General features: G+C 48.1%; 16 protein-coding genes and 3 tRNA genes. 5 read left to right on the forward strand and 14 right to left on the reverse strand.

Features of this window, described 5'->3' with window-relative positions:
• Nucleotides 1-57: 57 nt before the first annotated feature.
• The 4 genes from HNY42_RS15615 to HNY42_RS15630 all read right to left on the reverse strand — a co-directional run bounded on the left by HNY42_RS15615 (nt 58) and on the right by HNY42_RS15630 (nt 1,887).
• Nucleotides 58-130, reverse strand: a tRNA-Ala gene (locus HNY42_RS15615).
• A 107-nt stretch (nt 131-237) separates the two neighbouring features.
• Nucleotides 238-1,017 carry a twin-arginine translocase subunit TatC gene (gene tatC / locus HNY42_RS15620; protein ID WP_131502471.1) on the reverse strand — a complete coding sequence of 260 codons (780 nt, stop codon included), beginning with the start codon at nt 1,015-1,017 and terminating at the stop codon, nt 238-240.
• Between the two features lie 7 nt (nt 1,018-1,024).
• Complete coding sequence (locus tag HNY42_RS15625) at nt 1,025-1,228, reverse strand: twin-arginine translocase TatA/TatE family subunit (RefSeq protein ID WP_026827260.1); 204 nt, start codon at nt 1,226-1,228, stop codon at nt 1,025-1,027.
• On the reverse strand, nt 1,228-1,887 hold the full coding sequence (locus HNY42_RS15630) for a redox-sensing transcriptional repressor Rex (protein ID WP_012371649.1): 660 nt from the start codon (nt 1,885-1,887) through the stop codon (nt 1,228-1,230). The genes HNY42_RS15625 and HNY42_RS15630 overlap by 1 nt, the downstream gene beginning before the upstream one ends.
• Nucleotides 1,888-2,043: 156 nt before the next feature.
• Between HNY42_RS15630 and HNY42_RS15635 the strand changes: the two genes are divergently transcribed.
• Complete coding sequence (locus tag HNY42_RS15635; protein WP_188004850.1) at nt 2,044-3,945, forward strand: ABC-F family ATP-binding cassette domain-containing protein; 1,902 nt, start codon at nt 2,044-2,046, stop codon at nt 3,943-3,945.
• The gene (locus HNY42_RS15640; RefSeq protein ID WP_131971989.1) at nt 3,945-4,337 is read left to right on the forward strand and encodes a hypothetical protein; all 393 of its coding nucleotides are present in this window, start codon (nt 3,945-3,947) and stop codon (nt 4,335-4,337) included. Before HNY42_RS15635 ends, HNY42_RS15640 begins: the two co-directional genes overlap by 1 nt.
• Before the next feature lie 69 nt (nt 4,338-4,406).
• Here HNY42_RS15640 and HNY42_RS15645 read toward each other — a convergent pair whose 3' ends face one another.
• Nucleotides 4,407-5,000 (reverse strand): flavin reductase family protein, encoded by a 594-nt coding sequence (locus HNY42_RS15645; protein ID WP_131971986.1) that lies wholly within the window; start codon nt 4,998-5,000, stop codon nt 4,407-4,409.
• A gap of 21 nt (nt 5,001-5,021) precedes the next feature.
• Nucleotides 5,022-5,420, reverse strand: a complete 399-nt coding sequence (locus HNY42_RS15650) for a DoxX family protein (RefSeq protein ID WP_131971983.1) — start codon at nt 5,418-5,420, stop codon at nt 5,022-5,024.
• A 183-nt stretch (nt 5,421-5,603) separates the two neighbouring features.
• Here HNY42_RS15650 and HNY42_RS15655 point away from each other — a divergent pair, with 183 nt between their 5' ends.
• Nucleotides 5,604-5,924, forward strand: coding sequence for a winged helix-turn-helix transcriptional regulator (locus HNY42_RS15655; RefSeq protein ID WP_012371654.1), 321 nt, complete (start codon nt 5,604-5,606; stop codon nt 5,922-5,924).
• A gap of 105 nt (nt 5,925-6,029) precedes the next feature.
• A complete protein-coding gene (locus tag HNY42_RS15660; RefSeq protein WP_165871600.1) occupies nt 6,030-6,485 on the forward strand; it encodes a flavodoxin in 456 nt (151 codons plus the stop codon).
• A gap of 18 nt (nt 6,486-6,503) precedes the next feature.
• Here the strand turns inward: HNY42_RS15660 and HNY42_RS15665 are convergent, their stop codons facing one another.
• Nucleotides 6,504-7,157: a TVP38/TMEM64 family protein gene (locus HNY42_RS15665; protein ID WP_188004851.1), complete on the reverse strand. Its 654-nt coding sequence runs from the start codon at nt 7,155-7,157 to the stop codon at nt 6,504-6,506.
• A gap of 158 nt (nt 7,158-7,315) precedes the next feature.
• Here HNY42_RS15665 and HNY42_RS15670 point away from each other — a divergent pair, with 158 nt between their 5' ends.
• Complete coding sequence (locus HNY42_RS15670) at nt 7,316-7,981, forward strand: haloacid dehalogenase type II (RefSeq protein ID WP_131502477.1); 666 nt, start codon at nt 7,316-7,318, stop codon at nt 7,979-7,981.
• A 44-nt stretch (nt 7,982-8,025) separates the two neighbouring features.
• Here the strand turns inward: HNY42_RS15670 and HNY42_RS15675 are convergent, their stop codons facing one another.
• The 7 genes from HNY42_RS15675 to HNY42_RS15705 form a co-directional block, all read right to left on the reverse strand.
• Nucleotides 8,026-8,595 carry a hypothetical protein gene (locus tag HNY42_RS15675; protein ID WP_131971974.1) on the reverse strand — a complete coding sequence of 190 codons (570 nt, stop codon included), beginning with the start codon at nt 8,593-8,595 and terminating at the stop codon, nt 8,026-8,028.
• Between the two features lie 30 nt (nt 8,596-8,625).
• Complete coding sequence (gene tsaD / locus HNY42_RS15680; RefSeq protein WP_131502479.1) at nt 8,626-9,633, reverse strand: tRNA (adenosine(37)-N6)-threonylcarbamoyltransferase complex transferase subunit TsaD; 1,008 nt, start codon at nt 9,631-9,633, stop codon at nt 8,626-8,628.
• Nucleotides 9,633-10,088, reverse strand: coding sequence for a ribosomal protein S18-alanine N-acetyltransferase (rimI, locus tag HNY42_RS15685; RefSeq protein ID WP_131502480.1), 456 nt, complete (start codon nt 10,086-10,088; stop codon nt 9,633-9,635). Before rimI ends, tsaD begins: the two co-directional genes overlap by 1 nt.
• Nucleotides 10,081-10,734, reverse strand: a complete 654-nt coding sequence (gene tsaB, locus HNY42_RS15690) for a tRNA (adenosine(37)-N6)-threonylcarbamoyltransferase complex dimerization subunit type 1 TsaB (protein ID WP_188004852.1) — start codon at nt 10,732-10,734, stop codon at nt 10,081-10,083. Before tsaB ends, rimI begins: the two co-directional genes overlap by 8 nt.
• On the reverse strand, nt 10,731-11,177 hold the full coding sequence (tsaE, locus tag HNY42_RS15695) for a tRNA (adenosine(37)-N6)-threonylcarbamoyltransferase complex ATPase subunit type 1 TsaE (protein ID WP_131502482.1): 447 nt from the start codon (nt 11,175-11,177) through the stop codon (nt 10,731-10,733). The genes tsaB and tsaE overlap by 4 nt, the downstream gene beginning before the upstream one ends.
• Before the next feature lie 107 nt (nt 11,178-11,284).
• Nucleotides 11,285-11,361 (reverse strand) — tRNA-Met (locus HNY42_RS15700).
• A 33-nt stretch (nt 11,362-11,394) separates the two neighbouring features.
• A tRNA-Met gene (locus tag HNY42_RS15705) sits at nt 11,395-11,471 on the reverse strand.
• Between the last annotated feature and the right edge of the window lie 194 nt (nt 11,472-11,665).

Here is an 11,665-nt window from a genome sequence, read left to right on the forward strand (position 1 = left end):
AATAAAAAAGGACAAAAAAAACCTTGGTTTCCCAAGGTTTCGGCAGGTAAAGCAATATGGAGACTATCGGGCTCGAACCGACGACCTTTTGGCTGCCAGCCAAACGCTCTCCCAGCTGAGCTAAGCCCCCGTGTGTTTCTATAATGAGTATACCCATTGCTGTTCATTTTTTCAATATAAAATTAGACCGCTTACAAAAAAATCTCCCTCACCTTACCGGCAAAGGAGAATCTTCCGTTATTTGTTCAGCTCACGCATCATATCCGCTTGTCGTTCCAGTTCAGCCTGTTGCTCCAGGATCAGCACTTTTTTATACGTCCGTGCCGAGATGATGATACTGATTTCATAGAGGATGAACAAAGGAACAGAAATCATCAAATGCGACGTAATGTCGGGCGGTGAGATCAACGCCGCGATCACGAACAACGCAAAATACGCATACTTCCGATTCTTCCGCATGAAGAACGGCGTTACGAGTCCGAGCCGTGTCAAAAACATCGTCACGACCGGTAACTGGAACAACAGACCAAACGGAATCGTCAACCGGATCAGGAAACTGAAATAGTTCTCGACCCCGATGACCTGTTCAATCCCAAGCTCTTGTCCGAGTTCCGTTGATACTTCCAGTAAAAACGGCAACAGCCAAAAATAAGAAAAGGAAACACCCGCAAGGAATAAGAAAAACGTCACGGGAATGTACGTCAACGTCGCTTTTTGTTCTTGGTCGTGCAGACCGGGACGGATGAACGCCCAAAGCTGGTACATCCAAAACGGGGACGCCAAGACGATTGCGATGATGAACGCAAGATTCAGATATAACATCAACGGATCAACGACGTTAAACGCATTTAAACCGATTCCGAGTTCCTTTAAGTCGGCCTGTAAGAAACGGACGAGCGGCCGGACGAGCGGAAAGGCTGCGATAAACATGACTACCACGATGATGAGCGACCAGATGATCCGCTTACGCAGTTCATCTAAGTGCGATGTCACACTCTGTTCTTGATCGATCGCCATGATTCACTCACTTCTCTTTCATTTCGTCCTTTTTATCCTTATCATCTTCCATGATGCCGTGTGTCGCACTCTTGAACTCTTTTAACGTTTGACCGGCCGCGCGGCCGAGTTCCGGTAATTTCTTCGGTCCGAAGATAATGAGGGCGACGACACCGATCAAGGCGATGCTTGCCGGTCCAATACCAAGTGTTAACGGGATTAAGTTTTCCATTATGATTTCACTCCTTCAGCTGATTGCGAATAATGCTTCATGAAATAGACGAGCGACTGCAGCTCGATTGACAGATCGATGTGATGCACCCGGACGTGGGCCGGGACATTCAACCGGGCCGGTGTAAAGTTCAGAATGCCGGTCACACCGTACTCAACTAACTCATCCGCTACTGACTGCGCGAACTGCGACGGTACCGTCAAGATGGCGACATCGACATGGTTCGCTTTGATTTGTTCTTTCATATCCGAGACGTGATAAATCGGAACGTCCTGCGTCGTTGTTCCGACCTTGTCTTCATCGGCGTCAAACGCGATGACGATACGAGTACTATTATTCTTTAAAAAGTTATAATTTGCAAACGCTGTTCCGAGATGTCCGACCCCGATTAAGGCGACATTCGTGACCTCGTCTTGGTTGAGTGTCTTTCGGAAAAATGTTAACAAATGTTGAACGTTATAACCGTACCCTTTTTTCCCTAACGCCCCAAAGTAGGAAAAGTCACGACGGATCGTCGCAGAGTCGACTTTGACCGCTTCGCTGAGCTCTGCTGACGAGACGCGCAGCTTGCCGGAGTTATAGAGACTTTGGATAAAACGATAATATAACGGCAGTCGTTTCGCCGTTGCTTGTGGTATTTTTGTGTCTGGCCCATTCATACTGCAGTTCCCCCTTCGGCCACGTTCTGACGTGGCACCCAAATCAATGCAAAGAATTCTACTCTCCTTGATTGTAAACCACTTCACATAGAGTAACAAATATTATATTCGGCAGGATTTTTCGTGATAGACTAAAGGGTGGAAGGATGGATGGATATGATTCTCTTACAAGTAAACCAACTCTCAAAATCATTCGGCGTAGAGCCGATTTTAGACAATATTAAACTCGAAGTACAGGAACGGGACCGGATTGCCCTCGTCGGACGAAACGGTGCCGGAAAATCGACACTTTTAAAAATCATCGCCGGGGAGCTGTCACATGACTCGGGGGAGATCATGAAAAGCAAGGAAGTCCGGATTGGTTATCTCGCGCAGGACAGCGGACTCGAGTCGAACGAATCGATTTGGAACGAGATGCTGACCGTCTTTGAGCATCTGCAGGATCAGGAACGGGCGCTTCGTCGGATGGAAATCGAAATGGGCATGGAGCACATTTTAAATGATCCGACTGCCTATGACCGTCTCCTGAAAACGTACGATCAAGCGCAACACGACTTCTCGGAAGCCGGCGGCTATCAGTTCGAAGCCAACATCCGCTCTGTCTTACACGGGATGCGTTTTTATCCGGACGATTATTCCCGCCGGATTCAGACGCTTTCCGGTGGACAGCGGACCCGGCTTGCCCTGGCGAAGATGTTACTCCAGGCACCGGAACTGTTGATTCTCGATGAGCCGACCAATCACCTCGACATCGATACGTTGTCCTGGCTCGAAAGCTACCTGTCCGGTTACCGTGGTGCTGTCCTGATCGTTTCCCATGACCGCTATTTCCTCGATCAAGTCGTCAACGTCGTCTATGAATTGTCCCGGAACGTGTCGCGGAAATTCACAGGCAACTATACGAAGTATCTCGAACAAAAAGCGGCACTGTACGAACAGGAAATGAAACAGTTCGAACAGCAGCAGGAAGACATCGCGAAGATGCAGGACTTCATCCAGCGTAACATCGCCCGTGCGACGACGACGAAACGGGCGCAAAGTGTCCGCAAGCGTCTCGAAAAAGTCGACCGGATCGACCGTCCGGACGGTGACGAACGCAGTACGGTTCTGTCATTCCCGATTGAAAAGCAGAGCGGCAATGATGTGCTGCAGGTCAATCAACTCGCTGTCGGCTACGAAGAAGCCGTCTCGAAAAACATTACGTTCCGGCTGCAACGTGCGGAATCACTGGCGCTTGTCGGACCAAACGGAATCGGCAAGTCGACGTTACTGAAAGTGCTTGTCGGCCGTCTGAAACCGCTGTTCGGTGACTATCGTTTCGGTACTGGCGTCTCGATTGGCTACTACGATCAGGAGCAGGCGGAACTGAACGACCGCAATCGGGTCATTGATGAAATTTGGAACGAATGGCCGTTGATGCGCGAACAGGAAGTCCGGTCCGTTCTCGGGCAGTTCCTGTTCAGCGGCGATGATGTCTTCAAGCTCGTCCATGAATTGTCGGGCGGTGAACGCGGACGTCTGGCGCTCGCGAAGCTGAAGTTACGGAAAACGAATCTGCTTGTGCTGGATGAGCCGACGAACCACCTGGATCTTGATTCGAAAATGGTCCTCGAAAATGCACTTGTCGATTACGAAGGCACGTTACTGTTCGTCTCCCACGACCGTTACTTCATCGACCGCGTCGCGACACGTGTCATCGAGATGAGTACAGACGGCGTGACCGATTACCTCGGTGACTACTCGTATTATATGGAGAAAAAAGCCGAGAAGGAAGAAATCGCCCGCCTCGAAGCAGAAGAAGCGAAAGCGATCAAAGTCGCTTCGACGAAGACGATTGATAAAGAGGCGCAAAAAGAAGCGCGCAAAAAGAAACAACAGCTGGAGAAGCTCGAACAAGAAATTGAACGGTTGGAGAACCGGTCGGTCGAAATCGAACAGTTGTTGTGCGAACCGGAAGTCTTTAATGATATTCCGAAAGCGACCGCCCTTTCGGCAGAACGCGATCAGATTGATGTCGACTTGCTTGATTTGATGGAACAGTGGGAGTCGTTCCACTGATGCGCTCGAAAAGTTATCTGATCAATCTGATCCAAGGACTATTGTCCGGTGTCCTCTACTTCGTTCCGATGTATGCGGACTACGTCTCGGCTTTCATTCGTCCGGATGCGTTTAATGCCGTTTATCCGTTGTTTATCCTGATTTCCTGTATGATCGGTCTTGTCATTCAGACATGGAGCGGACTGTTCATCAGTTTATTATCCGGTCTGATCTGCACGTTGCTGACGATTCAGTCGTTCGTCGAACTGAATGATCCGATGATCATCATGTATTACGGTGCCGTCTCCCCATTAGCGGCCTTTTTAATCAGCTGTGTCGGGATTTGGGCGCTCGCCGTCCTGTTTTATCTACTCGACGGTTTCCAGTACAGTAAACGCCATAACATGGAGTAAGCAACAAAAAATAGACGAGGGAAGCAGACATCGAATCTGCTTCCCTCGTCTATTTGGCATGACTTTATCTTATTTCGTTGGACGGGTAATTGTGAAGATATCACCGATTTTCGCATAATCATTGCCGGCAAGACGGGCAATTGCTTTTAAACCGTCGGCATCAATCCGGAACGACTCCTCGAGTTCATCCGCGACATGATACCGGATGACTTCGCCGATTAATAAGTCAGCTGTTTCCAGTTCAATGTGTTGTGACAGTTTCAGCTCAAACCGGATTTTCGCTTCCGCGACCGCCGGGACATCAATCAAATCGCTGTCGATCAGCGTAAGATTCGTCCGGTTCAATTCACTTTCCCCGTAAGCAAGAGGTGCTGCCGTTTCATTGACGGCTTCGACAATCTCTTCACTGACGATATGGATAACGAACTCTTTATTCAACAAAATATTTTTAGCGGTGTCTTTTTCGCCCTGATCCGTCTTTTGGACGGCAATCAACAGTTGCGGCGGATGGCTCGAAGCGACGGTGAAGAAGGAAAACGGGGCGGCATTGACCGTTCCGTCCGCTCCTTTCGTCGTGACAAAGGCAATCGGTCTCGGGATGATACTCCCGATCAACAATTTATAGTTTTCTTTTGGACTGAGTGACTGTGCATCAAACTTCATCTTTTTACCCGCTTTCTCTGATCACCCGAGCATGGCTGCGAGTGAATAGTCTCCGGCACCAATCAAGGCGACGCCAAGGGCGATGACGATCAGTGCCATGTTATATTCGTACCCGTTCTGTGTCACCCAGTAACCATTTTGCCCGTGCACCTTGATGATTGCAACGAGCATCGACCCGATAATCAGTGCTGCCGCGAACCATAAGAACAATCCACCGGCAAATAGTAAACCACCAATCAGTTCTGCCAGTCCTGCCGTAAGCGCAAGCATTTTACCCGGTTTCATCCCGATCGATTCGAACCAGCCGCCCGTCCCTGCAATCCCGTGCCCGCCGAACCAGCCAAACAATTTTTGTGTCCCGTGTGCTGCAAATGTTAATCCAATCACCAATCGAATAAGAAATAATCCTAAATCCATCATCTTGATCAAAACTCCTTTTACTTAATGTTTTTTAATTACTTTTAGTAACCTAAATACGACTATAAACTAACACTTACTAAAAGTAAACAGATTTGTTTTTGTTTATTTTATTACTTTAAGTAAAATAATTCGTAATTTTGAATCAGAGTGGGTATACTAAGACTATAGAAAGGATGAGTGCTGATGGAAGAAACATTGATTCCGACTGCCCTTTGTCCGAAAGTCGAACATGCCTTTGAAATTTTGGGCAAGAAGTGGACGGGCTTGATTTTACGTCATCTCATGACGAAGACCTGTCGTTTCAACGAAATTCAAGATGCGATTCCAGAGTTATCTGGTCGTATGCTGACGGAGCGCATGAAGGAACTTGAGGCGGAAGGTATTGTCATCCGGACCGTCATTCCGGAACGTCCGATTAAAATTCAATACAGTTTGACTGACAAAGGTCGTCAGCTTGAACCTGTCATTCGTTCAATCGAAGAATGGGCCGAGCTCCAAGACTGACATGAAAAGTCTCTCCATTTGGGAGAGGCTTTTATTTCCGTTTGTATTGAGAACGATTATCAATTAAACTAAAGATGTTCATGTTTTGGAGAAAGGATGATTCAGATGAACATCATGATTGGTTTTGTCAGCATGTCCGGCAATACAGAAGATATCGTGCACCTTTTGCGGGCGGAACTCGAACGCAAGGGCTGTACGGTTCATATACAAGAGCTTGATCAGTTATATCCATCTGACTTCTCTCAGTATGATGCCGTGCTACTCGGCTCGTATACATGGGGAGACGGTGATTTGCCATACGAAGCTGAAGATTTCGTCGACGAGTTGGGGGAAAGTACGTTAAACGACTTAGCCGCTGCTGCCTTTGGCTCCGGCGACTTGGATTATCCTAAATACTGTGCAGCCGTCGATACATTGGAACAGACGCTTGCATCTGCCGGCGCGACGATCGTCGTCCCTGGGCTGAAGATTGAGTTTGATCCCGATACACCCGAGAAACAAGCCGCCTGTCGTACGTTCGCGAATGAATTTTTTGTCCGGGCACAACGGCTTCACGCTTAACCGGAAAGAACCTCGACTTCAGCCAAGGTTCTTTTTTGTTTTCCAGCGTTTTTGGAGATACCAAGGAACAATCGTCAACACAAGAAAGACGACAATCGCACCGATGATGAGTTGCGGATCCTTCGAGACGATGCTGCTGCCTAAAAAGTTATAGGCAAATGTCCCGGGGATGATTCCGAGCAACGTCGCGAGGAAAAAGGACAGCAACCGGACTTTCGATAGTCCGGCGGCATAGCTGATCAAATCGAAGTTGAAGATTGGCAACAGACGGAAGATCAACACATAGATGAATCCATTCTTTTCGAGCTGTTGCTGAATCTGTTCGATTTTTCCCGCCTGTTCCTTTTTCTTAATCAGTCTGTTTCCAAGCTTTTGCGCGACTAAAAAAGCAACGATAGCACCGAGAGTCGCTCCGATGACCGTGTACAGCGTCCCGAGCCAGGCACCAAACGCAAGACCACCTGTGATTGACAGGATGGATGCCGGAAAGAAAATCAGCGGACGAACCGTATAAAGCAAGATATACAGAATCGGCGCCCACATCCCGAATGATAAAATCCAGTCCTTGATGTCGGTTGGACTGAGGTTGAGATAGGAACGGCTGAACCAGATCAGTCCGCCTATTAAAAAAACAAGCACTAGAATCCTGATGATTTGCTGCTTACGTGTCATGACATATCTCCTGTCTTTTGCGATGAACTGTCCTTCTTTATCCAATTCCCGATTTCGACACGTCTTACGCGTTTCACCATTTTTGGAATGTGCGTTTCAGCTGAGACTGTTTTCGGGAACTAGATACAGATAACGTGTAACTCAGAAAGGTGATTAACATGACACAACCGATTAAAGCACTGGTCTTTGATGTCTACGGTACATTGTTTGATGTCCACTCCGTCAAAGTCAAAGCAGAGGAACTCTACCCGGAGCACGGCGAAGCCATCAGCCAGGCCTGGCGTCAAAAACAGCTGGAATATTCCTTCTTACGTCAGTTGAACGGCCAGTACGTCCCGTTCAGCCAAGTGACGCGTGATGCACTCCGTTATGCCTTACTGCAACTGAAGCTACACGTCACGGAAGAAAACATTGCCGCCTTGATGGAAGTCTATTTAAAGCTCGATCATTATCCGGAAGTCGATTCCGTCTTAGAGCAGATGAGTGATAAACAACTGGCTGTCTTCTCAAACGGTTCCCACGATATGCTTGATCCATTGATTGAACAGTCTGGTCTCTCCGGACGGTTTAATCACATCATCAGTGTGGATGACATTAAACAGTATAAGCCGACACCGGCTTCTTACATGCATGCGCTCAATACGTTAGGTCTCAAACGGGAAGAAATCCTGTTCATGTCGTCGAACGGCTGGGACATTACTGGCGCTAAAAGTTTTGGTTTTCGGACAGCCTGGATCAACCGGTCGGGTCTGCCCGTCGAAGAATTGAATCTTGATCCGGACAGTATTTATGATGATCTAACCGGCTTGCTGGAATGGAAATGAAAAAAGCGATGTTTACCTAGACCCAGGTGAACATCGCTTTTCATTTAATAATTAGACAGACGTGAGTAGCCTTTTTTGAAGAGATCAAGCTTCAGTCCACCGTCTTTTTCGATAAAGAACAGGTATTCTTTTTGGTCGGTATCTTTATAGAACACTTTATACAACGTCAACGTCCGTTTTTTATTGTTTTCATTGGCAACGACCTGGTGTTTTGAGATGACTTCCGCCTGAACCTGCTGTCCATCGAGACGATCAATCATCGGTTGGAATGATTTTTTCTCCTGTCCGGTTGCCGGTTTTCCCGGTGCAATCATAAAGAAGTCATCACTCGCTTTGTTCGTCAAACCATACTTCCGGTCGACAATCACAACATTCTTCAGCTCGCCATCGACGGTTTGATCAAAGGCGTACAGTTTTTCAATCCGTGTCTTTTCACCTTCCGCACGACCGATTTCATACAACGGCTTTTGCTTCGTATTCGTCTCGACCGCCTTTTTATCAGGGACAAGCTCTTCTTTATAGGCGATTTGATAAGCATTGACGATTTCACGAATCTGTAAGCCGATTGCGACAATGACAAGTACACCTAATAACACGATGATGACTTTTTTCATTCCATTTTTCCCCCATGTCTTTCGAATTCCTTACTTTAAATCTAGCCCAGGTTCGGCATTCATGGCAAGTGTCGATTGGCGGCCTGCCCGGTAAGGGTGAATCGCTGCCGCTCCAATCATCGCGGCATTATCACCGCATAAGTGCATCGGCGGAATGACCAACTCGATGCCTTCACGTGCACAGGCTTCCGTCAATCCTGCCCGCAGTCCGCGGTTGGCGGCGACGCCACCCGCAACAAGCAACTGTTTGCCGCCCTTTTCCTTAACGGCACGGATCGCTTTCGTAACAAGCACTTCGACGACGCTCGCCTGAAAACTGGCAGCCAAGTCTTCCGGAATGATTACTTCGCCGCGTTGTTCGGCGTTATGAACCGCATTGATGACAGAAGATTTGAGTCCGCTGAAGCTGAAGTCATACGACTCTTTCTCGAGCCAAATCCGCGGGAAATGGAATGTGTCCTGACCGGTTTGCGCCAGTTGATCAATCCGGGGACCGCCGGGATAAGGAAGTTTTAACGTCCGTGCTACTTTATCATAGGCTTCTCCCGCCGCATCATCCCGGGTTTCACCGATGACTTCATACACGCCATCTTCCGGCATGTAAATCAATTCTGTATGTCCACCGGATGCAATCAAGCAGACGAGAGGAAAGTGGAGCTCTTGTTCCAAACGGTTGGCATAGATGTGACCGGCGATGTGATGGACACCGAGAAGCGGCTTACTGTGTGCGAATGCCAACGCTTTTGCTGCACTGACACCGACGAGTAATGCACCGACAAGACCGGGTCCTTCCGTAACGGCAATCGCATCGATGTCATCCATCGTGACACCGGCTTCCGTTAACGCATCGTCAATGACATACGTGATGCGTTCCACATGATGACGGGATGCGACTTCCGGGACAACTCCTCCAAAACGTTTATGGCTTTCAATTTGGGAAGATACGACATTCGATAAGACGTCTGTTCCTCCGCGGACGACAGCCGCAGCTGTCTCATCACAACTTGATTCAATGGCTAATATCAACGGCTGTGTCATCACTCGTCTCCTTCCAGTTCCAGCCAATAGATGGCTGCATCTTCATTATTATCTTGATAATACCGTTTTCTCGTTCCGGCATATAAAAAGCCCAGTTTCTCATACAGTGTCCGTGCCGGTGTATTCGATACACGTACTTCAAGCGTCATCGCCCGTAATCCTAATTGTCTGGCTTGTTCAATTAACGCAACCAGCAATGTCTCACCGATTCCACGACCACGTGCCTTTTGTTTAACGGCGACGTTCGTGATATGGCCTTCATCAGCAATGTGCCATAGCCCTGCGAATCCAATGATTTCATCCGTCTCTGCGACCAGGTAATACGCATTCGGATTTTGTGTCATCTCCGCAATGAATGATTCCAGTGTCCACGGTGTCGCAAAAGATTCGAGTTCCACAGCATGCACACCAGGTGCATCCATAACCGTCATTTTTCGAACGGAGACATTAGTCATGACGTTGTGCCTCAATCCATTTTGCTTCTGCTTCCGCGAGACGTAAGTAACGCGGCTCAAACGAATGGACTTCAACCGGTTCACGGGTAGCACCAAGCAACGCAAGGACACCCGCCCGCGGTGAACGGAAGGCCGGGCTCACGATCGTAAACGGTTCAAGTTCCGTTACGAACTTGTCTGTATCACCTGTCATCTTCGTATCTTCCGGCAGCGTTTTGACGAATTCAGCAACAACCGTATGCTGTTCTTCGCCTACCAATTGCCCCTCTTCATAGAAACCGACGAATCCGGTTCCACGGCGCGCATGCTGAATCGCTATGATCCGTCCGGTTAACCCTGCTGAAGCTGCCATTAACTCAAGTGTCGAGACCGGCACTAAATCGATTCCTAGCGTATAAGCCAGTGTCTTAGCTGTAGTTGCCCCGATCCGGAGACCGGTATAAGAGCCGGGACCGTCGGCGATGACGATACGAGTTAAATCCTGCGGCGACCAGTTGACTTCCTGCATCATCCGTTCGAGCAGCGGCATCAGTTTTGTCGCATGGTTCAAAGACGTCACATAAGAGGCTTCTGCCAAAATCTGTTGTCCGTCCGACAACGCAACAGACAGTTGTTTCGTCGATGTATCAATCGCTACGATTTTCATTGGTTTAACTCCTCACATAATTGGATGTACTGCTCACCGATCGGCTCCAAACGAAAACGGCGTGAATCATCACCTGTCCGTTCGATCGTAATCGCAAGACGTTCTGGCGGAAGGACGTCGGCAATCAATTCCGACCATTCGACGACCGCGACACCATCTCCATTTAAATACTCTTCAAGACCAATATCATCGCCGCCTTCGAGACGATAGACATCCATATGATAGAGCGGTAGTCGTCCGGCATAAACTTTCATGATTGTAAACGTGGGACTGTTGACGTTGCGTGTTACCCCAAGTCCTTTCGCGAACCCTTGTGTAAACGTCGTCTTTCCTGCTCCCAAGTCACCATCCAGTGTCACGACCATTCCTTTAAAGGCACGGTGGCCCAGTTCAACGGCAAGCGTCGTCGTTTGTTCAAGACTCGTCATTTCAAGTTCCATCATCGATGTCCCTCCTCCTTTTCTCTTACTCCATTGTACCGAACAAAAAAGGCAAAAAAAAATACGAAACGCTGAACGTTTCGTAGTAAAGTTGAAGTTAAGTTTAAAATTGGTTGCGGGGGCCGGATTTGAACCGACGACCTTTGGGTTATGAGCCCAACGAGCTACCAGACTGCTCCACCCCGCGACGATAAACGTTTCGGATTTGAATTATAAAAATTGGTTGCGGGGGCCGGATTTGAACCGACGACCTTTGGGTTATGAGCCCAACGAGCTACCAGACTGCTCCACCCCGCGATGATATAACGTTTCGACAGATATTAATATAACATGTACTTTTAAAAAAGACAAGCTTTATTTCATTTTCTTGTTGTTTTTCTTAAAAGAACTTATACTGACATCATTTTTCTAACTGTTTTTTTAAAGAAAAACCGACCTGCAAAATGCAGATCGGTCCTTTATTGGCCTGGCAACGTCCTATCCTCACAGGG

Origin of the sequence: Exiguobacterium sp. Helios (assembly GCF_014524545.1) — a bacterium.
In the GTDB taxonomy this organism is placed as follows: domain Bacteria; phylum Bacillota; class Bacilli; order Exiguobacteriales; family Exiguobacteriaceae; genus Exiguobacterium_A.